Source organism: Rhizobium sp. P38BS-XIX (genome assembly GCF_012641435.1).
In the GTDB taxonomy this organism is placed as follows: Bacteria; Pseudomonadota; Alphaproteobacteria; order Rhizobiales; family Rhizobiaceae; genus Rhizobium.
Window position 1 is genome coordinate 1 of sequence record NZ_JABAIJ010000004.1, and the last position, 21,423, is coordinate 21,423.

20 protein-coding genes and 1 pseudogene are annotated in these 21,423 nt (G+C 58.3%); 11 read left to right on the forward strand and 10 right to left on the reverse strand.

The features are described from left to right. The 3 genes from HGP17_RS14500 to HGP17_RS14510 form a co-directional block, all read right to left on the reverse strand. Positions 1-1,966, reverse strand: a 1,966-nt coding sequence (locus HGP17_RS14500; RefSeq protein WP_205925989.1) for a putative Ig domain-containing protein, incomplete at its 3' end; no start/stop codon positions are given. Between the two features lie 1,074 nt (positions 1,967-3,040). Then, entirely contained in the window at positions 3,041-3,388 is a 348-nt protein-coding gene (locus tag HGP17_RS14505) for a hypothetical protein (RefSeq protein WP_168810097.1), read from the reverse strand. A gap of 130 nt (positions 3,389-3,518) precedes the next feature. Beyond that, a complete protein-coding gene (locus tag HGP17_RS14510; RefSeq protein ID WP_168810099.1) occupies positions 3,519-4,268 on the reverse strand; it encodes a glucose 1-dehydrogenase in 750 nt (249 codons plus the stop codon). A gap of 226 nt (positions 4,269-4,494) precedes the next feature. Here HGP17_RS14510 and HGP17_RS14515 point away from each other — a divergent pair, with 226 nt between their 5' ends. Then, on the forward strand, positions 4,495-5,064 hold the full coding sequence (locus tag HGP17_RS14515; protein WP_205925990.1) for a TetR/AcrR family transcriptional regulator: 570 nt from the start codon (positions 4,495-4,497) through the stop codon (positions 5,062-5,064). 715 nt (positions 5,065-5,779) lie between these two features. On the opposite strand, the gene HGP17_RS14520 is transcribed toward HGP17_RS14515, so the two are convergent. Beyond that, the gene (locus tag HGP17_RS14520; protein WP_168810102.1) at positions 5,780-6,697 is read right to left on the reverse strand and encodes a LysR family transcriptional regulator; all 918 of its coding nucleotides are present in this window, start codon (positions 6,695-6,697) and stop codon (positions 5,780-5,782) included. A 131-nt stretch (positions 6,698-6,828) separates the two neighbouring features. On the opposite strand from HGP17_RS14520, the gene HGP17_RS14525 reads away from it, so the two are divergent. The 3 genes and pseudogenes from HGP17_RS14525 to HGP17_RS14535 form a co-directional block, all read left to right on the forward strand. After that, complete coding sequence (locus tag HGP17_RS14525; RefSeq protein ID WP_168810104.1) at positions 6,829-7,467, forward strand: glutathione S-transferase family protein; 639 nt, start codon at positions 6,829-6,831, stop codon at positions 7,465-7,467. Positions 7,468-8,162: 695 nt separating this feature from the next. Then, complete coding sequence (locus HGP17_RS14530) at positions 8,163-8,900, forward strand: SDR family oxidoreductase (protein WP_168810106.1); 738 nt, start codon at positions 8,163-8,165, stop codon at positions 8,898-8,900. A 103-nt stretch (positions 8,901-9,003) separates the two neighbouring features. Further along, positions 9,004-9,257: pseudogene (locus HGP17_RS14535) on the forward strand (NAD(P)-dependent oxidoreductase); the annotation flags it as partial. A gap of 131 nt (positions 9,258-9,388) precedes the next feature. Here HGP17_RS14535 and HGP17_RS14540 read toward each other — a convergent pair. The 5 genes from HGP17_RS14540 to HGP17_RS14560 all read right to left on the reverse strand — a co-directional run bounded on the left by HGP17_RS14540 (position 9,389) and on the right by HGP17_RS14560 (position 14,327). After that, entirely contained in the window at positions 9,389-9,844 is a 456-nt protein-coding gene (locus HGP17_RS14540; protein WP_168810108.1) for a hypothetical protein, read from the reverse strand. A gap of 32 nt (positions 9,845-9,876) precedes the next feature. Beyond that, positions 9,877-11,403, reverse strand: a complete 1,527-nt coding sequence (locus HGP17_RS14545; RefSeq protein ID WP_168810110.1) for a tyrosinase family protein — start codon at positions 11,401-11,403, stop codon at positions 9,877-9,879. A gap of 40 nt (positions 11,404-11,443) precedes the next feature. After that, a complete protein-coding gene (locus HGP17_RS34020; protein ID WP_168810878.1) occupies positions 11,444-11,632 on the reverse strand; it encodes a multicopper oxidase domain-containing protein in 189 nt (62 codons plus the stop codon). A gap of 501 nt (positions 11,633-12,133) precedes the next feature. Continuing rightward, positions 12,134-12,553 (reverse strand): hypothetical protein, encoded by a 420-nt coding sequence (locus HGP17_RS14555; protein WP_246704098.1) that lies wholly within the window; start codon positions 12,551-12,553, stop codon positions 12,134-12,136. A gap of 874 nt (positions 12,554-13,427) precedes the next feature. Further along, positions 13,428-14,327 carry a LysR family transcriptional regulator gene (locus HGP17_RS14560; RefSeq protein ID WP_168810112.1) on the reverse strand — a complete coding sequence of 300 codons (900 nt, stop codon included), beginning with the start codon at positions 14,325-14,327 and terminating at the stop codon, positions 13,428-13,430. 176 nt (positions 14,328-14,503) lie between these two features. Between HGP17_RS14560 and HGP17_RS14565 the strand changes: the two genes are divergently transcribed. From HGP17_RS14565 to HGP17_RS14595, 7 genes are read left to right on the forward strand one after another with little or no spacing between them, the layout of a single operon-like run. Continuing rightward, entirely contained in the window at positions 14,504-15,340 is an 837-nt protein-coding gene (locus HGP17_RS14565; protein WP_246704123.1) for an MBL fold metallo-hydrolase, read from the forward strand. After that, positions 15,337-16,260, forward strand: coding sequence for a sugar ABC transporter permease (locus HGP17_RS14570; protein ID WP_168810116.1), 924 nt, complete (start codon positions 15,337-15,339; stop codon positions 16,258-16,260). Before HGP17_RS14565 ends, HGP17_RS14570 begins: the two co-directional genes overlap by 4 nt. Beyond that, a complete protein-coding gene (locus HGP17_RS14575) occupies positions 16,257-17,102 on the forward strand; it encodes a carbohydrate ABC transporter permease (RefSeq protein ID WP_168810118.1) in 846 nt (281 codons plus the stop codon). Before HGP17_RS14570 ends, HGP17_RS14575 begins: the two co-directional genes overlap by 4 nt. A 29-nt stretch (positions 17,103-17,131) precedes the next feature. Beyond that, positions 17,132-18,391 (forward strand): extracellular solute-binding protein, encoded by a 1,260-nt coding sequence (locus HGP17_RS14580; protein WP_168810120.1) that lies wholly within the window; start codon positions 17,132-17,134, stop codon positions 18,389-18,391. An 11-nt stretch (positions 18,392-18,402) separates the two neighbouring features. Next, a complete protein-coding gene (locus HGP17_RS14585; RefSeq protein ID WP_168810123.1) occupies positions 18,403-19,503 on the forward strand; it encodes an ABC transporter ATP-binding protein in 1,101 nt (366 codons plus the stop codon). Then, positions 19,503-20,147 (forward strand): HAD hydrolase-like protein, encoded by a 645-nt coding sequence (locus tag HGP17_RS14590; protein WP_168810124.1) that lies wholly within the window; start codon positions 19,503-19,505, stop codon positions 20,145-20,147. Before HGP17_RS14585 ends, HGP17_RS14590 begins: the two co-directional genes overlap by 1 nt. A 12-nt stretch (positions 20,148-20,159) precedes the next feature. Continuing rightward, the gene (locus tag HGP17_RS14595) at positions 20,160-20,798 is read left to right on the forward strand and encodes an HD domain-containing protein (RefSeq protein ID WP_246704099.1); all 639 of its coding nucleotides are present in this window, start codon (positions 20,160-20,162) and stop codon (positions 20,796-20,798) included. Positions 20,799-20,910: 112 nt separating this feature from the next. Here the strand turns inward: HGP17_RS14595 and HGP17_RS14600 are convergent, their stop codons facing one another. Continuing rightward, on the reverse strand, positions 20,911-21,405 hold the full coding sequence (locus HGP17_RS14600; protein ID WP_168810128.1) for an invasion associated locus B family protein: 495 nt from the start codon (positions 21,403-21,405) through the stop codon (positions 20,911-20,913). Positions 21,406-21,423: the final 18 nt, after the last annotated feature.

A 21,423-nucleotide genomic window follows, 5' to 3' on the forward strand; every position in this document is an offset into this window, starting at 1 on the left:
AGCTGTCGGTTGCGCTGACGGTGAAGTTGAAGGTGCCGGCCGATGTCGGCGTGCCGGAAAGCAAGCCGCCGGACGACAAGGTCAGGCCCTGTGGCAGGGCGCCCGCCGTCACGGCATAGCTGTAGGGGCTGGTGCCGCCAGAGGCGGTGAGCGGCTGGCTATAGGCCACGTTCAGCGCCGCACCCGGCAACGTCGATGGCGTCACCGAAAGCGTCGGGGCGGCAATCGTCAGCGTGTAGGGGCGCGATGCCGTGTAAGGCGCACCGGTTCCCGTCGAACTGTCTGTCGCGGTGATGGTGAAGTTGAAGTTGCCGCCCGCCGTCGGCGTGCCGGCAATCTCGCCCGTCGAGGTGTTGAGTGTCAATCCCGCCGGCAGCGCGCCTGCCGAAACCGCATAGCTGTAGGGCGTGCTGCCGCCAGAGGCCGTCACCGTCTCGTTGTAGAGTGCAGCAATTGTGCCGCTTGGCAGCGTCGGCGGGGAAATCGACATGGTCGGCGCTGCGACGTTCAAGCTATAGGCGATGGAGACGGTAAAGGGTGCGCCTGTGCCTATGGAGCTGTCCGTCGCCGTGATGGTGAAGTTGAAGACGCCGCCTGCGGTCGGCGAGCCGATGATGGCGCCCGTCGATGCGTTGAGGCTGAGACCCGCCGGCAGAGAACCGGCCGTCACCGCATAACTATAGGGCGACGTGCCGCCGGAAGCGGTGACGGTGGCATTGTAGGAGGCCGCAATCGCCGCGGCAGGCAGGGATGCCGGACCGATCGAAAGCGTCGGCGCATTGATGGTAACGCTGACGGTCGCAGCCGCAGACGTGCCGTCAATGTTGCTTGCGGTATAGGTGAAGCTATCGGACCCGACATAGCCCGGGTTCGGCGTATAGGCGATCGCAGTACCCGAGGCGATCGCTGTACCATGGCTGGGCGCTGTTGCGATCGCAACCGCGGTCGCCGTTCCGCCTGTCAGATTGAGCGTGACCGGATTGGCTGAGGAGTTGGCTGCAACTGCAGCTGTTGTATTCCCAGCGACCGGTGGATTGGCCGTTGTCACCAGACTATAGGCCTTGGACTGGGTATAAGGCCCCGTTCCGGTCGAGCTGTCGGTGGCGGTGACCGTGAAGTTTGTGGTAGCGGCACCCGTCGGTGTGCCGGATAGCAGGCCGCTTGGCGACAGGGTCAGACCTGCGGGAAGAGAACCGGTCGTTACGGCAAAGCTATAGGGGCTGATGCCGCCGGACGCCGTCAGCGTCTCGCTGTAGGCATGATTGATCGGCGCGTCCGCCAATGTCGCAGGCGCAATCGTGATCGTCGGCGCACTGGTCGTGATGCTGTAAGCGTTGGATGTCGTAAAGGGTGCGCCGGTTCCAGTCGAGCTGTCCGCCGCGGTAATCGTGAAGTTGAAGGTGCCGCCGGCCGTCGGCGTGCCCGTAATCCCGCCGGTCGAGCTGTTGAGGCTGAGCCCGACCGGAAGCGCACCTGCCGTCAGCGAATAGCTGTACGGACTGGTGCCCCCGGAGGCCGACACCGTCTGGCTGTAGGCAGACCCGACCGTGCCACCCGGAAGCGCGCCCGCCGACGGGCTCAGCACGATCACCGGAGAGCCAACCGTAATCGTTATGGGGGCCGGGGCCGAGCTGAAAGGACCACTGCCTGTCGAGCTGTCGGTTGCTTTGACCGATATCGGGAAGGTACCGGCCGCCGTGGCTGTGCCGCTGATCGTGCCGTTCGAGGCAAGCGAAAGGCCAGCCGGAAGCGTCCCGCTGGTGATCGTATAGGTGTAAGGCGCAGCGCCGCCGCTCGCGCTCGCGATAGATTGGCTATACGCCGCGCCGACCGTCGCGGCTGCGGGAGCGGCCGGAGAATAGGTAATCGTCGGAGCGGAAGCCGTTACGGTGAGCGTCGCAGCCGAGGACTCAACGGCAACACCATCGCTCCCTTTCACAATGGCGCGAACACGCAATCCATTCATATCCGCATCAGTCGGGATGGATACGGTCGCGCTGTTTATACCGGTAGCGCCTGGAAAATCGGCTGTCGATACAGGGCTCCAAGCGGGCTCTTCGTAAGTATACTGCCAAACGTAGCTTGTCGCGCCCGTGGCGCCCACGCTGAATGTCGCGTTTTGACCTGCGTTGACAGACACATTCCCAGGCTGAGTGGTTATCGACGCCCTACCAGAGCCACCGGTAATCGTAATATTGAATGTGATAATCGTGCTAGCGTCATCATCCTGCAGAGCGAAAGTGTCCGATGACGCGCCGTCACCGCTATTGCGATATATAACTTTAGGATCCTGAGAAAAATCCAACGTTCCATGCGATGGCGCCGTGATCGGTGGCGTCTCAAAGCCGATCACGGAACAACTGAAAGTAACAAATCCGCTCTGAGCAACAGTCGCAGTCTGTGAAGATGAGCAAGCCGCAAAGGCATTACTTTCACCGCCAAAGAACATCCCCAACAACAACATGAGGAAAATAAGGCTGGATGCTTTTATGCATTGCAGCTTTGATAGAACGACGTTTTGCAACACTTAAAAGCCCTAGCCTATTCCCTCGCCGAGCTCGAATCGGTTGCAAGATCATAGCCGTTTTCAATAGGGGCTTGTTTTATACAACTCAGAGTCGATCTTTTCTATTTTTGAGTACTATTATTCGACCGCTCATCGCAATTCCCGCCCACACTAAAACTTCAAAATTGTCTGCGGATAAATATCAATTCAATCAAATGTTGTGAATTTGCAACAAGCTCCCATTGCTCATTCCAGATCGAAGCCAGAAGTGTGATGCGATGCACGTTAATGTCGGATCGGACAAATCTGAAAGATAGTTGTCGGGAGATAGCTTAGTGCTCGATATATTCTTGGGCTGTCGCGATAAATCTCGCGATTTCGTCCGGTAGAATCACCACCATCCCGTCTTCAATAAGGGTTCTTGGCTGCAATCGGGACGCCTTTGCAAGTATCAGATGATTGGCTTGCTGATTCTCCGAGGTAATCATCGGCATCGAACGTGTGCCCCTACATCAGGCAAGTTTCCCGAAATTCTCAAGCTGCTCCCAACTGGACGATACCGCAGACGCCAGCAACTGAATTTGACAGCCAAGCCGCCTTGTCGACATCGACGATGACGCGGACGATCTGGCTTCTTGAGTTCGGATCGTCCTTCTTCAGAGAGCCGATGAACTTGTGCAAGCTCCCCGGACCGCCTGGGAAGACTGGATTGTGCTGGATACAGGTGCCGAGGTATTTTGACGCTGCGTCAAAATCCTTCTCGTTGAGAGCGTTATGGTAAAAGGCGAGGACGATTTCCCTGTTTCTCAACTCTTCCGGCGAATATGCGTGTTCCGCAAGGACTGGTGCCGGAGCAAGAAGCGACGGGAAAACTGCAGGCATCTAGAGTGATTTCAGTATCATAGCGGTCCTCCGCATAGGCGCGATTGCTTGAACGGCGGACTCGCCCCTTTAGAAGGGATCAGATGGCGGTCTTTACCATCTGATCAGCCTTTCATAAGCCGGCGAAGCACTAAGCGGCGAGTTTACCGCCGTCGATGGCGAGCGACGTGCCCGTTATGAAGGCGGCCTGGGGCGACGCCAGGAAGAGGATTGCAGCCGCGACCTCTTCCGACTGACCGACGCGACGCATCGGCGCGTAGGTTTTCATGTACTCCATACGCTCCTTGGCCCCACCTGTAACTCTGTCAAGGAAGCCAGTGTCGATCGGACCCGGCGCGACTGCATTGACGCGAATGCCTGTCGTGGCCACCTCGAGTGCGGCGGATTTCGTCAGGCCTTCAACAGCGTGCTTGCTTGCGACGTAGACCGAACCATTGGCGGTGCCAATATTTCCAAGCACGGAAGAGACGTTGATGATACTTCCCGATCCCTGCTGCTGCATGACACGCAGTTCGTGCTTCATGCTCAACAACGTTCCTAGCACGTTGGTATCGAACGTTGCCGCATAGCTTTCTTCCGTTTGTATGGTAATCGGGCCGAAAGTACCCTCCGTGCCGGCATTGTTGACCGCAACGTCCAGGCGGCCGAAACGGGCCACCGTCTGGTCAATGAGGGATCTCACCTCTTCATCGCGACGCACATCGGCTCGGATATATTCGGCCTCAGCGCCAAGACTTCGAAGTTCGTTGGCAAGTTCGAGACCGACATCATCCCTTCGCCCCGAAACCACAACTGCCGCACCATGGCGGGCAAAGGCGCGGGAAGTTTCACGGCCTATGCCTGTGAGCGCGCCGGTAATCAAAACAACTGGAACTGTCATGAGATCATTCCTTGAGCAAGGTTAAGGCTGCAAACTGCGCAGCCAGATTATAAGTTAAGTGACTTACTACACATAATTTGGAATTTTTCGATGTCAAGCTGAGTGACTTACCAAATGTTGCGAGGTATAAGCACGACATCAGCGCCAAAGGACTGGGCGTGCGAGGATTGCTTGAGGCTTGACCATGGACGGCGGTTACCACCAGAGAATCAAAGAAGAAAAGCGCATGGCGGTAATCCGTGCCGCGATGGAGCTTTTTCTCGAACAGGGTTACGAACGAACGTCTTTGCAGCAGATCGGAAAGCTCGCTGACGTATCCACCGCGACATTGTTCAAGCGGTTTCCAACGAAAGCCACCCTTTTCGAAGCAATGGTCGAGGATTTCTGGGCGATCCCGCCGGCCTGCCCGGGAAGGGCATTGAGCGAGAACCCCTCCGTTGGCCTGCGCTTCATGGGTGTGAGCTATGCAAAGCTTTTGCGCACTCCCGACATGCAGGCGATCTATCGTCTGATTATTTCCGAATCGCCGCGATTTCCAAATCTCGGACTTACCGTTTTCGAAAAGGCGAAGGGTCCATTTCTAAAGCGCCTGGAAGAATACCTTCGCCTTCAAGCCGATGCCGGAAGATTAAAGATCGAAGACGTCGAAATCGCTTCGAACCAGTTCCTGGCACTTATAACCGGACAAACATTTTGGCCCGAATTGATCGCGGCCGGATGCGGCGGAAGCGATATCGATGTAGAGCGAGTCGTTGACGGCGCCGTCGACCTACTACTTGCGAAATATGCGGTCTGAAATAAAAAGCGCCCATCGGCTTTAGCAATTCCTGCCGCGGCGCCGAATTCATCCAGAGGCGGCGAGCCAGCACTATCCGCATAATGATTGTTTGCATTTAATCGCAAGACTCCGCATCCAATAATTTCAACAAGATAGGGCGGCACCTAAATTGAGATCGGGCCCCTAATCTGAGATCCTGGGTTCGATTTTGGCACCTAATGTGAGATTCGTGGCCGTAGAAAAGATGACCATCTACGGCCAAGATTCAGCTGAAAATACCTAATGTCATAAAAGTTATTTCCGAATCCGGGAGCGTCAAGCGTCGAAAATCGCACCGAAGAATCTCAAATTAAATGCCATGACCGGCCGGAACGGGCACATTCTTACAATTAAATGCCAAACGACAGCAGACTAAGAGTACTCATCAGGAACGCGGCGGCATCTTTCTCCATGCCAGCCTTTGCCTTCAGTTGAAGGTAAATCGCGACTTTCGTCATGTCTTTCTGCTGGCTGTTGAAGGCGTAATGTCCGCTTTGAGGTCCTTGAGACCGAGCCTGAAGAGGCATTGCTGCAGCAAAATGTAGCTGACAGAGACTTACAGGTAAGGCCGATAATGGAATAGCGTTCATTCCGGTCCGGAATATGGTTGCGACTGGAAGACCAAAATCAGTAGGGCATCAGTCGTATCGGAACACCTAGGCAAGATATGCCTTGAGCCTAAGCTGCTTGGCCGTCAGTCGACCGTCAAGTCGCTTCCGTTACTGAATTTGGAAGCCAACTCCTGTTTGATAAAGCTGGCAAAGGCTCTTGCCTTGCTGCTTACCGTGCGTCCGCTTGGAAAGGCCGCCCAAAGATCGACGGGCGGAAGATCCCAATCTTCCAGGAGACGTCGAACCCTGCCCGAGGCGAGTTCGGGAGCAAACATCCATTCGGAGGCAACGGCCAGTCCCATCCCCGCAAAGACAGCCTCCCGTACACCCTCGGCTGCGTTCATCCTAATACGTCCCTTGATCGTCACAGCGCTTTGAACCGAACCTCGGCTGAAATTCCAAACCGTGCCACCGCTGCGTAGATCGTAAACGACAGCGTGATGTGCGGCGAGGTCCGCAGGAGACGCGGGCTCTCCGGAGGTTTCGATATAGCGCGGCGAAGCCACGACCACCCGTGGACTTTTGCCGATCTTTCGGGCGGTGAGCGACGAATCCTGCAGATCGCCCATCCGTAACGCGACGTCGATGCCCGCTTCCACAAGATCGACATTTTGGTCATCCATGAACACTTCGATATCGAGATCGGGATGCATCGCCAGGAATTTGGGCAGCAGCGGCACGACGTGGAGCCTTGCGAATGTTACCGCCCCGCTGATACGCAACCGGCCACTCAGAGCAGCGCCCGAACCCCGTGCCTTTGCTTCGGCCTCATCGGCCTGTTCGACAGCGCGCCTTGCATGCTCATAGAAATTCTCACCGGCCTCCGTCGGCGTCAGACCCTGTGTCGTCCGCAACAGCAGCTTGGTGCCCACCCGCTCCTCCAGTTGAGCGATCATCTTTGAAACGGCCGGCTGCCCGATGCGCAGCAGCCGCGCGGCACCCGTGAATGATCCGGTATCAACGACACGCACAAATGCGTCCATGGCGGCAAGTCGGTTCATGCGTCATTCCTCCTTGGAATGACGCATATGTCTCTATCGTGGCTTTCTTCGTCAAGCGGACATTCGCAAATAACGGTTTCGTACCCGATGCAACAGCGTCCCGTTACCAACCGTCTGGAGTGGAAGCCACCATGATCGCAGTCTACGCCTTTGCCACGCCCAACAGCGTGCGCGTTCCTATTGTTCTTGAGGAGCTTGGGCTCGCTTATGAATTGAAACCCGTCAATGTGAGGAACGGCGAGCAGAAACTGCCCGACTATCTCGCCATCAATCCCAACGGAAAAGTCCCGCTCCTGGTCGACAGCGATGGCCCGGAAGGCAAACCGCTAACAATCAGCGAGTCAGGTGCCATCCTCGTCTACCTTGCCGAAAAGACAGGCAAGCTGCTTCCCAGGGATGGCGCAGGCCGCGCCCGGGTCTTCGAGCAGATGTTTTTCCATTTGACCGGGATTGGCCCGGCTTTCGGGCAGCTCGGTTTCTTCAAGCACCAGGCCTCCGAGCCGATGCCGCTAGCAATCGCGCGCTTCCAAACCGAGTCGGAACGTGTCCTTACTGTCCTCGAAGGTCTGCTTGGTCAGAGAAGGTTCGCGGCCGGCAACGAGTTCACGATTGCTGACATCGTGCATTTCGGCTGGCTGTGGCGCCGCGACTTTGCCGGCATCGACTTCGACGGACGGCCGAACATCGCGCGCTGGTACGGCGAGATCGACGGCAGGCCGGCAGTCAAACGTGCAATAGCGAAAGTTATCGCGCTCGTGCCTGCGGCATGACGCGGCAATGCCGGGAGACGGGTCATCGACCCGTTTTCCACCCCTCTGGGCGGCACTCGGACATCGGAAAAACGGTGCCTGCTGAGGTGAAGACAAGACGGATCGGGGAAGCTCGCCCCGCTAACAGAGCCGGCGAAACGCGACGATAAAGCAACCGGCCAGTCCTGACAGACGTGGAATTGCACAAGGCATCGGCTTTGCAAGCTGCGGTGTGACATTCAGCCAAATGAGTGGCGCAGTTCCGGCTGCCGATCATCCCGCCGCTCCCGGATGTCCTCAGCGCTTACCTTTCAATAGTCTCCGACGGATTTGTGGGTCCTGTCGAGATGGCGATCGCTTCGCACATCCGCCCGATGCAGGCCGCCCGGTCGGCGAACAGACTTTTTCATAAAGCCATGGTCCATAGCCTCCACGTTCAGGGGAATGTCAACTCATTTGGCATCCACTATAGCTTGGGCTTGCGCGTCGCCCCTCCCCGTCCGGCCGATCTCCCAGCCGATGCCTTGAACCGTGGTCGAAATGGGTTGCGGTGCATTCTGCATTCCATATTGGAATAACCTTTAGTCGGATTTCGCGGCTACAGCATCTCGGTTGTTGATTTTATCTGATTGCCAGGCGCCCGCCGGGCACCATCCCGCTCTAAGGATCAGTGATCGACAAGCGGGATATGACGGATCAGTTCGAAGGATAATTCCATGGGTATGAAATTGGATGGCAAGGTCGCGATCGTGACCGGCGGCAGCGCAGGCATCGGCCTGGGGATTGCAAAGCAACTCGCGGCGGAAGGCGCACTTGTCTACATCACCGGTCGCCGTCAGAGCGAACTTGACACCGCTGTCGCAGCGATCGGCCACGGGGCAATCGCGGTGCAGGCGGACGCGTCGAAGCTCGCCGAGCTGGACAGGCTCTATGAAGTTGTGAAGAAAGATAATCGGCAGATCGATGTCCTCGTCCTCAATGCCGGTTTTTATGAGTTCATGAAGTTCGGCGAAATCACCGAAGAGCATTTCGACAAGACCTACAATACCAACGTCCGCGGCCTTCTCTTCGGGTTCCAGAAGGCGTTGCCGGTCTTGCGCGATGGCGCATCGATCATCCTGACAGGCTCCATCGCCGCGTCGAAGGGCATTCCGAACATGTCGGTCTATTCTTCGACTAAGGCAGCAGTCCGGAATCTCGTTCGCGGCTGGATCAACGATACGAAGGAGCGCGGATTCCGCATCAACGTCCTGAGCCCCGGTCACACACTGACGCCTGGCTTGTCAGGGCTTATTCCCGCAGAAGCATACGAAGGAATCACCGGCACAATCCCGCTCGGACGTATGGGTACTCCTGAGGATATGGGCAAAACCGCCCTCTTCCTTGCGTCTGACGATAGCGCCTATATCACGGGTATCGAGATCCACGTCGATGGTGGTGTCGCTCAGTACTGAGCGATCGCCGGGCGGACCAATTATCCGCCCGGCTCCGGTGCCGTTTGGCAGTTAACTAGAAGCAACATTCCGCGCCGGTTGACATTCTGCTATGGACGTCGCCTTTGTCATGGCATCGGTGACATCCGACATCCGAAACTTCCTTACCGCCGAAGACTTTGCAAAAATGCGAAAGGCTGCGGCGGTTGTTCACCATAGCCGCGCTGATGTTGTCGACTTCGATGCAATGGCGGCAGTATCCGAAACGGACACATTCTCGCAGTCAGCGATGTCTATCCTCAGGAGCCCCTCGGCCAGGATCACCCTGTCCGTTCACTTGAAAACCTCATTCTGCCGGCCCACCGCGCCGGTGGCGTGTTCCCAGAGGCAGACGGAGCGGTGAAATACTCCACACGCCCGTTACATTTTCGCAGCCGACTCCGTCTTACAACAGGGCCGAACGAACCGCGCAACAGTCAAAAGTCGTCGTAGCACCTCGGCAGACAAGTTTATTCGATGCTTGCGCCACCGATCGTAATAGTGGCGCCCATCCCATCACCCGTCTGAGGTTCAAGGCCTATTTCTACCGTTCGCACCTGACGACACACGGCATCGTCGGGCAGCGGAAAGCCGAAGCGTTGCGAGTTGCCGCTGCGTGACACAGAGAAAGCTTCGCTTGGAAAAATACCAAAGCGGCCAATTTCCCTCAGCACGTCGCCGCAGTGCACAGAAACAACCATTGTCACAGGTCCCGCGGTTGACGGTTCATACGCGTTGACGGTCACGACAATCCGTTTGCGGCCATCGACTGGCGCGTGCTGCGCCGCGCCAGCAATGGCTATCGTAACCGGCTTGTCGACAGTCGCTTGCATAGCGTCCTCATTGGCGTAAGCCGGGCTGGCGACGCGCAACATCGAGAATGCCGCCGCGCAAATGGCGATAAGCACCCAACGATGATAGCGCATCGACCTCTCCGTTATCCAGCCTAGTCGAAATGCTAGGCGGCCACTATGGCGATTTCGAGCCTTGCGGGCTTGGCGCTGCCCGGCTTGCCTTGACCCGCTCCGACGGGGACCAGCTGCAGGTCGATGGCCTCGGCATCCGCATTCCCTGCACCATAGACCCGCTGGATCGCATCCGTAAGATCGAGAACAAACGAGGGCGGCGGCCGATGGCCGTGGGCGCCGTGATGCTCGCCACTATGATCGAGAACAGCGAAGGACCCCACATAGTGTGGATCGGTAACGGGCGTATCCGCCGTGAGATCGCGCTTGCCGAGGAAGACGAGAACGCTGGTCGTCTTGGGATCGGTAATCTCGACATCACGCAGGAATGCAAGCACCCGGGGCGTGGAAGCCGCCTGCTCCTGCGCGGCGCCGAAATCCATCATGTCCATCCCCGAGGGCAAAGGGGGCTGGCTGACGATACTCTGCAACGCGCCGGCGGGAAGCTTGATCGGCAATGAAAGCGGAGCGTTCGTCGTTGCCGCCTTGCTGTTGTCTGCCGAAACAGTCGTCAAGCCTGCGACCGCAACCTCGGGCGCTGTCGCCGCAATGACGGAGGACAGCTTGTCATCCAGGGCCAGCGTCTTGGCGCTTGCAGTCGCAACCTTGAAGTAGTTCCGGAAGCCGTATGTATATCCGAGTTCTTCCGGGACATAGAGGTCGGACACTTTAGGAGACCAGAAGCTGCCGTCGACATTGTAGAAATTCTGGTTGAACGGCATGTTGGTCCAGAGCGGATCGTTGCTGTTGCCGTTGCGCAGATTCCAGGTCGCCCAGATGCGGTCGATATTGCCGTGATGCATGAAGAAGATCGGGTCACGCGGAGACGAGGCGGTTGGCATGAAACCACCTATATTGTTATGGACCTGATTGTGTGGTGTGGCTTCCAATATCCCCTGCGTGCCGCCGCCGCCGACGATCCACGACGGATCGAGCGAGTTCTGACCACGGGGACGGCTGGTGCCGAAGACTTCGAACGGCGTGGCCGCAAGGATTGCCTTCAAAACATCGGGACCAACGATTTGTGGCGGCATTGGCCGCGTGGACGGCCAGGTGCGCGTCGGCACATAAAGGGAATTATCCTTACCGTCAGGCGTCTTCTGCATGGTGAACACTTCCGGCAGATACGGATTGGCGGTCCAGTCCCAGAACGGCATGGCGAAATCGTTGTTCTTGGTTACCTGTCGGACGATGCGTTCGTACATCGCCGTATAGGCCCTATGCCACGGCAGGAAATACCAGTTGCCGTGAGGGCAATATTTGAAGCCGGCATCACTGCCGTGGATTTCCGATAGCTTGATCCAGGTGAATTTCTCGCCGGGGGAAGCCGCCTTGAGGAGGCGCACTGCATCACGATAGGTCGCCACGATCGGATCGTTCCAGGCCAATCCCTGAAGTGAACGCCGCCATGGAACCGGCGGTATCTGTGCGAACGCCTTCATGCCCGGCAATCCGCTGGCGAGCAGGCCCGCCCCGATAACGCCGCCCTGAACGATGACAGATCTGCGTGTGATGCTCATTTTACTCTCCCTTGGGTTCAAAGACTTTTCCTGTCTAAAATCAATGCTGCATGGAGGCCGGTTGCGGACCGTCGGTGGGGCGCAGCAGTCGCGCGCAATTCGCGCCACCACCGCCATCAGACAATTCGATGCAGACGTTCTGCATCATCCCTTGGTCCTCATGATCGAGAATATGGCAATGCAGGACATAGTGGCCGATGAAGTGCTCATATCTGGCGCAGATCCGGATCTTACAGGCCGACGAGGCGGGCTTGGCCTGGAAGCGGCGGGATTGCTGATCACGCTATTCACCATAGCCTGTCCTTCCAGACACCCTTCGGGCCAAGATATTACGGGGCGACAGTCTCGCCTGCCCGATCGGCCGCCCCGGGCGCGCTGACGTCGACACCCCCGCCTGTGACTTCTTAAGCCCGTTCGTTGGTAACCGGCTCATCGGTGCCGCACCGGGATGCGCTTCTTCCTGGACCGGGGGGTTGGAAAAGAGTGGTTTCGCCTGCTGACCGAAAGCTGGCATCGAGAAACTGCAAGCCGCACGGGCCGCCGATATCTCCAGCCTATTTCGCCAGATTGACCCCATTGCCATCGTGTTCACCGACATCGCATGTGTCCCATATATCGGCCGAATCTTCGGGATCCGCGACGCCAATTCGCCCCGCGCGTTCGGCCCCTCGGTGCAGAGAGCGCGGCAAACAAGCCGGCAACCTCAATCCTGAATTTAAATGCTTCCTGGTCAGGCTTGCCTGACGGCGATGAAGGAAGCGACATAACCGGCGGGAGACCCGTTATGCGGCTTCGCACGAATGACCGAGCCGACAAAGGCCGGGACCTGGTTGACGCCGTTAGGCCAGGCAAAGGCATTCGTACCATGATAGTCGTATTGCCAACCTGCCGTTGGCGTCCCCGATCGCCCGGCACCCACAATCTCGATGCGAATTTCCCCGCCCTCCAGCGGCACCACGGCTCCGGTGAGATCAAGAAGGTAGCCCGAGCCCATATCGAGCGTACCGGTCACCTTCCCGCCCGAAACCGCAAGATTGAACACGCCTTCACCGAATATATTTTGAAGCGCCTTCTGCGCATCGTCCCCGATGAGCGCGGGATCGTTTCGGTAGCTTCTGTACGTCCAGCTGCCCTGCAACAAAAAGGACATAGACACCCCCAAATTGCCTCTAACGATGTGCCTGCCAGTGGCACCGAGACACTCTCTTATGTGTCCCGTCCGGGCCATCCGGCAGCACGATTAAGGAGAACATAAATGACATTTTACAATTTCGGAGAGTATATAGAGCAGGTTGAATTAGCAATATGTAATATTAAAAATATACGATATTCGCGCGTGATAACCTGAGCCGCACCCTGAAACAAACACGTCGCGGTGCGACCATCCCTCAGACGCCAACCTTCGATCGCCCCCAGGGCCAGACTTAATGAATTTTGCTCCCGCGCGGAGGTCCATCATCGCAATATCCATTGTCTAAGCTCTTGGAGGGATATAAACCGTCGACCAGGTTCAGATAGCCTGCGGATATGAGTAAACCAGAATAGATCCTGCTTATCGAGCTATACCAAGACGGCCAACTCTGCGGTTATGCTTTCGAAATTCACGCACTCACCTCTCCCACATGGCCTGGGAGGCGACCTCTTCCGCCGATCGTCGTGGTGACATCGCAGGCGGTGCAGGAACGGTAGGCATATCAAGCGAAGCAACGGAGCAACGTGAAAAGCTTCTGGTTTCGGTGGGAATCGCTATGGTTCCATTTCCTGTCTTGACGAGCGCCCGATCAATCGGGACCAAATCTTGGAGAAATATTACAATAATACCAATTGTTAATTCCATAATGTTAAATATCTGACTTTATGCGTTGGCGGAGTGCGTTCAAGGATGAAGTGCGACTTGCTAGCGACCCAAATGGGTTGTCTATTGCGAGGACGTTACAATGAAACGCACCTAATCTTTCGAGGTCACAGCGTACTATGGCCAATGGTAGGCCGGAGTAACCTCGATCCGTGATGTACGATCCCCTTCACTTTCGCGCCGGTCGAAGCCGCGCTTCTGCGACGAAACGTTCCAAGAGCGCGTTGCGATTGGCAGGTGACCAGAAAAGCGCGAGCCTGTGATTGCATAGCACGGGCTCGGTTCTCTTCAGAACAAGCTCGTTCAGAATCGGATTTGCCCCTTCAGAGAGAAGGCATGCTCCCACGCCCGCGGCCGTCAATGCCATCTGCGACTGCGTCGTTGCCACATCGGCATGGACGATCCGTGGCGCAATGCCGAGCGCACGCAGCGCCTCAAGCTGATGATCGTAATGGGCTCGATGATATTCCCGGGGAGCAAGGACGATGTCCAGCTGTTCCAAATCCTCGGCATGAAGCACCGGCTTACCGGCAAAGGGATGGCGCTTCGGGAGACAAATGAGGTAAGGCGCCTCCCATATCGGCAGCGATATCATTTCATCCAGCAGACGGTCTGGTGTGGGCAGCGACAGGAAGCCGGCGTCGATCTCTCCTTCGTTGAGCTTGTCGCTCATCTGCTCCGCCGTCATTTCTATAAGGAATAGCTGTGCGTCTCTTGCTACCGCGCGAAAGGAAGCGAGCAGTTCTGTAACGACCGGATAGGACATGTAGCTTGGAATTCCGATCCGAAGCTCCTTCTTGTCGTCGTGACTGTCGAGAAGATCAATCGTTTCGTCCAGAAGTCCGAGAATGCGGCTCGCGCGCGCTGCGAGCAATTCGCCTCGGGCCGTCAGCCGAAGCAGGCGCGCGCCACGTTCGACCAAGACGACGCCAAGCGTTTCTTCGAGTTGCGCGATCTGATGGCTCAACGTCGGCTGGGTGATGGCCAGAGCGTTTGCGGCACGGCCAAACCCGCCGCATCGTTTCAGCTCCACGAGGTAGATGAGTTGTCGCAGGCTGATCCGCCGCAATCGTTGTGCCTTCGGCGAGAAATGAGCGGGCTTGGCTATGGCGTGTCTCCTGGTCGGGCCTGAGTCCTATCATAGATACTTTCTATGAGACGCATGTGAAAACAATTGAACTGTCACGATACGGTTATCCTAAATCCATAGAGGCCCGTTGCGTAATCGAGGATGCAAGTGTGGCTATGAGAAGCAGTTCGTTGACGGTGTTGGGTTCGTCGGGAGGCTTTCCGATTTCGGGCTTTGCCTGCTCGGGTTATCTCGCGCGTATTGCCGGCCAGCGCCTCTTGCTAGATTGCGGTCCCGGTATTGCCGGCGCGCTGATCGGCGCGGATGCGACGGCCGGCGTGGATGCTGTGATCATCAGCCATCTGCATCCCGATCATGTGCTTGATCTCATCCCGCTTGCCTATGCGCTGATGACAGAATGGCTGACGGAAGGCCGCACTCAACGCGTCCCGCTTTATCTGCCGCCCGGCGGCTTGGAATTCATAGAGAAGCTTTCTGGCCTCTTCGGTCATCGCAACTGGCGCTTCGAGGAGGGTGGCGGCAATGCCGGATACCGGGCACTCGGCGCCGCCCTCGCCCGCGGCGAAGACTGGCTGCTGACCGTATTCGAAGCATGTGAATACGAGCCGGGCGACGATATCGTCCTTGACGGGACGACGGTTGCGACCTTTCCGGTCGATCACCGGATCCCGACGGCCGCGATGCGCATCAGGTTCGAAGGCGCCGATCTCGTTTACTCCGCCGATACCCGCTTCCTGCCGGCGCTGGGAAATTTTGCCGCCGGCACCGACCTCTTCCTTGTCGATGCGCATTTCTCAGGCCCGAAGGCTCCCGGCGGCCTGCACATGACACCGGCAGATGCCGGACGTCTCGCGACGATCGCAAATGCAAAGCGCCTCGTTCTTTGCCATCTGGGCACGCCTGAGGACTGTGCCTCGGCGCGGCAGACTGCGGCAGCGCATTTCAGCGGTGTGATTCATACGGCCTATGATACGCGGGAGTACAGCCTGTGACGCAGTCGAACGCGCGCATCCTGACGCCGATCACGGCGCCCGCACCCGGTATTGGCGAGCGTGCCGCACCCTTCGTGCTGGTCTCACCAATGCTGGTATTGCTGGTCGTTTTCACCATCTTGCCCTGTCTCTTGACATTGGTGTTGGCTTTCTTCGAAACCGACATCCTTGCCGGCACAGTCCGGTTCGTCGGCTTTTCGAATTTCGTCAAAGCTTTTGTACGCGGCGACCTCGCCAACAGTGTAGGCGTGACACTGCTCTACATGGCGCTCACCGTCCCCACTTCGATGATATTCGGCTTGCTCGTAGCGCTCGGCATCAACAGCCTCGGCTACGGCCGCGTCTTCTGGCGGGCCGTCTATTTCCTCCCCGTCGCCGCGACGCTGGTCGCAATGTCGATCGTCTGGCGCTGGATGTTCGTTGGCCGACGCGGTCTGATAGACCACATGCTTGGGCCATTGACCGGTGTGACCGATTGGCTGAATTCGCCGGGGCTTGCGCTTCCCGCCGTCGCCGTCGTCGGCAATTGGCAACAGATTGGCTTCATCGCCATACTTTATCTTGCAGCACTCGCCGCCGTGCCGCGCCATCAGCTTGAGGCTGCCCGCGTCGACGGCGCCAATGGCTGGAACCGCTTCTGGCACGTCACATGGCCAGCCATCGGCCCCACGACTGTTTTCGCCGGCATCATCACGTCAGTAAACGCCATGCGCGTCTTCGACAGCGTGTCGACCATGACCGGCGGCGGCCCCTCGCGTCATTCGCAAACGCTTGCACATCTGATGTGGGAGCGCGGCATATATTTCTTCGATATTGGCGGCGGTTCCGTCGTCACCCTGGTCCTCGTCGCGCTGGCGCTTATCGCCACCTTCCTTCAGCGCGTCCTGACGGCTCGTCTTGAAAAGGCAGGCTCCCGATGATCCCCACTTCCGCACGCGGTCGCTATCTCCTGCAGCAGGGTAGCATTCATCTCGCCCTCACCATCGGGGCCGTGTTCATGCTGCTGCCGTTCTGGCTGATGTTGCGAACGTCGTTCACGCCACCCGATGATATTTTCCGCGGCAACCTGCTTGCATTACCCGCCTTCACGCTGGAAAATTATGTGCGCGTCTTCGAGGACGTGCCGATCCTGCGCTACTATTTAAACGGTATCGTTGTGGTCGTCGCCATCTTCGTCGGGCAGGTCGCCGTTTGCGTGCCTGCGGCCTATGCGCTGTCCAGGCTTCGATTTGCCGGACAGGCTCTGAGCCTTTGGCTGGTGCTCGCCGCGATGATGGTGCCCTATCAGGTCACCGCCATTCCCGTCTATGTGCTGCTGTCGCAACTCGGTCTCGTCAACAGCTACGGCGCGCTCATCCTGCCCTTTTTGAGTTCCGCATTCAGCGTCTTCCTATTACGCCAGTTCTTTCTCTCGATACCACAATCCGTGTTCGAGTCGGCCAGGCTAGACGGCGCCTCGCCCTTTCGCATTCTTTGGTACATCGTCTTCCCAATGGCGCGGCCGGCAATCACAACGTTCGGCATCTTCAGCTTTGTGTCGCACTGGAACGATTATTTCTGGCCATCCTTCGTGCTGCGCAACGATACCGCCGCAACCGTACCTTTCGGCATCGTCCGGTTTCTCGATCAGGAACTCGGATCGGAATACGGGCCGCAGATGGCCGCCGCCACTTTGACCGTTCTTCCATTGCTGGTCGGCTTCCTGCTGGCGCAGCGGCAATTCATTGCCGGCATGTCCATGACATCCGGCCAGGTCGACTGAAAATCCCTTTCCACTTCGGAGTTTTATCAATGACCCGTCTGATTTCGGCCACTGCGGTCGCCACCATTTCACTCGCCCTCCTTCCTGCATTTGCAGCGGCAGCCGGGGACCTCCGTTTTGTCTCCGGTCAGGAAAAGCAGAACGGCGCCGTGCTCAAGCAGATCTTCGATACCTACAATGGCACGAAGCCGGCATCTCCCGTGAAGCTTGAGCTTGACAACAAGTCTGACCTCGACACGACGCAGAAGGTGCTCGCAGATATCGTAGCGGGCACGACGCCGGACGCCGTGCGCGTAACGGGTGCGGTTCTTCGCCCTTACGTGGATTCCGGCCGCGCGCAGCCGCTTGACGACTGCCTGGCGTCTGCGCCGGAGCTTGCAGCGCAGCTGGACAAGGGGCTGCTGGACGACTTCCGCGTCAACGGCAAGCTCTATGCCATGCCTTGGTATATCACCCTGCCCGCCTTGTTCATCAATAAGGACGCATTCAAGGCAGCCGGTCTCGATCCGTCAAATCCTCCCAAGAATTGGACGGAACTGGAGGCTGCCGCCGCCAAGCTCACGGACAAGGCCAACAACAGGTTCGGCGTGCTCATGTACATGCCTAACACCTACATGTTCGAGGGGCAGCTCGCCTCCGCCGGCGGTGCGATGATCGGCACGGACGGCAAGTCCGCTGTCGGCAATGCGGCGGGCGTCGAGGTGATGAGTTACATGCGTGGCCTGGTCGAAAAGGGCTACATGCCAGCCGTCTCTCCCGGCACGTTCTGGGGTGAGGCCGGCCGGATGTTTCAGGCCGGCGAAGTGGCGATGCTCCTAAGTTCCTCTTCGGGCTATACCACCCTCGTCTCGAAGGCTTCCTTCAAGGTCGCCCTGGCCCCGATGCCGGCGAAGGATGGCGCAACGACGGTGACCATGGCATCGGGCAACGGCTTCGTCATGTTGGCGACGGACCCTGCGCGCAAAGAAGCAACCTGCAAGGCGCTGCTATCGCTCGTCACTCCAGAAAGTGTCGCCCTGACCGTCAAGGCGACAGCCTCTTCGCCCATCAATGTGACGGCGGTCGCAAAGCCGGAACTGCTTGGCGATTTCTACACCCAGAACCCCGAGCTCAAGGTCATCAACACGCAGAAAAGCCAGAATTGGTACACCCTGCCCGGCAAAGCAAACAATGAGTTCCAATCCAATTTCGGCGATACCCAATACGAGATCCTGACGGGTGCGACCTCGGCTCAGGATGGCATGAAACGTCTTGCCGGCATCATGGACGATCTGAACGGCGCAAAGTGAGAGCAGCACCCATGACCATTGCCATGACATCCGGGGCAACAGGTGTCTCCGCACCGCAGGCCGTCAGCGTCCATGGCCTGACGAAACTCTGGCCGGGTGCTCAGCGCCCGGTCTTCGACCGGCTTGATGTAAATTGCCCGGCGGGCGGTGTCACCGTCATCGTCGGTCCATCCGGCTGCGGCAAAACCACGTTGTTGCGCTGCCTCTGCGGACTTGAAACGCCGACATCGGGAGCCATCCTGTTCGGCGAGCGTGATGTGACACAGGTCGATCCGCAGCGGCGTGGAGTGGCGATGGTGTTTCAGAACTATGCGCTATATCCCGCCAAGACGGTATTCGAGAACATTGCATTTCCGCTTCGCATGGCCGGACTTGGCAAGCCGGAGATTGATGGGCGTGTTCGCGCCGCAGCGCAGCTCGCCCGCATCGACACACTGCTGGAACGTCTGCCTGCCCAGCTTTCGGGCGGCCAGCGCCAACGCGTCGGCATTGCGCGCGCCATAGTGCGTGGGCCGGGCGTACTTCTGATGGATGAACCGCTTTCCAATCTCGACACGAAATTGCGGATCGAGATGCGTGCGGAGCTCGCATCCTTGCAACGCGAAATCGGTGCGACGACCGTCTATGTAACGCACGATCAGACAGAGGCGCTTGCCCTTGCCGACCATCTGGTGGTGATGCGCGATGGGTATATCGAGCAGCAAGGCAGGCCGGAAACCATTTTTTCGCAGCCCGCCAATAGCTTTGTTGCCGACTTCCTTGGTTCGATGAATCTGGCACCGGTGGAGATCGAAAATGGCATATCGAAAATCGGCGACACGAGTATTCAACTGCCGACATCGGCAGGCCCTTCGCGGACATTCATCCTGGGCTTTCGTAGCGAGGATGTGAGGCTTGCCCCGGAAGGAGAAGGATTACGCCTGACTGCTCTGGTCCGGCGTTCGGAACTGATGGGCGTGGAGAGGCTGATACATCTCGAATGCGGCGATTGGCGGTTTCGCGCCAGGCTTTCCGAGGCGCTGGAACCAGGCGCCAGCGTGGACCTTTTCGTTGCCGCCGAGCGTCTTCACTATTTCGACGCAAACGGCCACCGCATGGAGAATCGGACCTAATGGACAAGCATGTTATCTGGGACTGGAACGGAACGCTTCTCGATGATTTTGCGATTACCGCGCGCATCACCATCGACGCGCTGAATGATCTCGGCTGCCCCGACGTGACGGAAGACGATATCCGCGACCACTACCGACGACCGCTGTCCGGATATTTCAACGCGCTCCTCGGGCGCACGGCCCTGTCGCACGAGCTGGACCATCTCAGCGACAGATATGCCACCCGCTATGCAGCGGCGATGCATGAGCTGCCGCTCGCCTCCGATGCGCTTTACGCGCTTCGGGCCATTGCCCCCTTCGCCACACAGTCGTTGCTCTCCATGGCGCCGCATCCGCAGATCGCGGCACTCATCGAACATCATCGCCTTGGCGAGCATTTCAGCCTGATCCAGGGGTTTGCCGGTACTGGCCATCCTTCGAAGCGAGAAAGCCTCCTCACCCACTGCGAGACACTCGGCGTTGCCGCCGAGTGCTGCTGGATGATCGGCGATACCGTCGACGATTTTGATGCCGCAAGCCCGCTCGGTATCCGCACGGTTCTGGTAACCACGGGCATGCAGGCGCGCGCCGCACTCGCCGCGACCGGCGCACCTGTCGTCGACAGCCTGGCCGATGCCTCCCGATTGATCCTCGAAACCAGATAGAAGCAGATGGAAATGCCGCATAAAGACCTGATCGACCGGCTCGAAGCCGAATTCCTGGCCCATGACGACGGCAGCGACGCGAGCCATGATATCCACCATGCCCGGCGCGTCATGCGCGCAGCACTGCGGATCGCCGCTGCGGAAGGCGGCGGCGACGAGGGCGTCATCATCGCCGCCGCCTATCTGCACGATTGGGTGAACTTGCCAAAGAACGACCCGAACAGATCGCGGGCCTCTGCCCTTTCGGCCGATGCCGCAAGGCCGATCCTCGCCGCGCTCGGTTTCGCGCCGGACCGCATAGAGGCCACCTGCCACGCCATTCTCGCGCACAGCTTCTCGGCCAATATTCCGCCGCGCACGCTGGAGGCGCGGGCGCTCCAGGATGCCGATCGCCTGGAGGCATTGGGCGCAATCGGTCTCGCCCGCGTCTTCGCGATCGCCGGGCGGCTTGGCTCCTCTTTGTTTGACGGCGACGACCCTTTTGCAGAAAATCGCCCTCTGGATGATCGCCGTTATGCGGTTGACCATTTCGAAGTGAAACTCCTGCGCCTTCCCGATACCATGCAGACCGCGGCGGGCCGCGCAATGGCCGAGGAGCGTGCCGAGGTGATGAGACGCTTCTTGCGCAGCCTTGCCGAAGAACTCGGATAGCGTAGTGATCCTCCGCATCTGCTTGCGCCACGGAACCCGCACGGGAAATTTGTTCGCCGGCTTGAGGCGCCGGCGATAGCATGGTCGGAATCGAGCGTCTCGAAGATGCGCGCTACTTCATGATGGCCTCGGCGCGTGCCAATGCGGTCGCAAAACCATTGAGCGAAATGCCGAAAGCGATAGGTGCACCCGTATCGGCAACAACGGCATGAACATGCAAGGTCCTGCCGGTTTTCAGCAACGCAACGCGCAATGCGTCAATGTCGAGCTCGACAACGCTGCCCATCGGCAGTGCCGTCCGGAATGGCACCGCCGGTGCCGAACTGCTTTCATCGACCTGCAGAACCACGCCCTTCTGGAACGAAAGGCCGAATGGCAGGATCAGCGTGCCTTTGATCCGACCGGCGTCTGGCCGCAGCTCAATCACAAGCAGACGCTGCCGGGTATCGTTATGAATCTGCTCTTGAGCGATGACACAGGACTTTTGTACCCCGGAATCGCCGGATTGCACTGCACCGATGAGCAGCCAGTCGCCATGGACCTCACGTAATGCGTCGGCGCCGCCGGGCAAACGGACGATCGGTTTGGCGGCTATCTGGTCGTTCATGTCAAAGGTCTTCCTTTT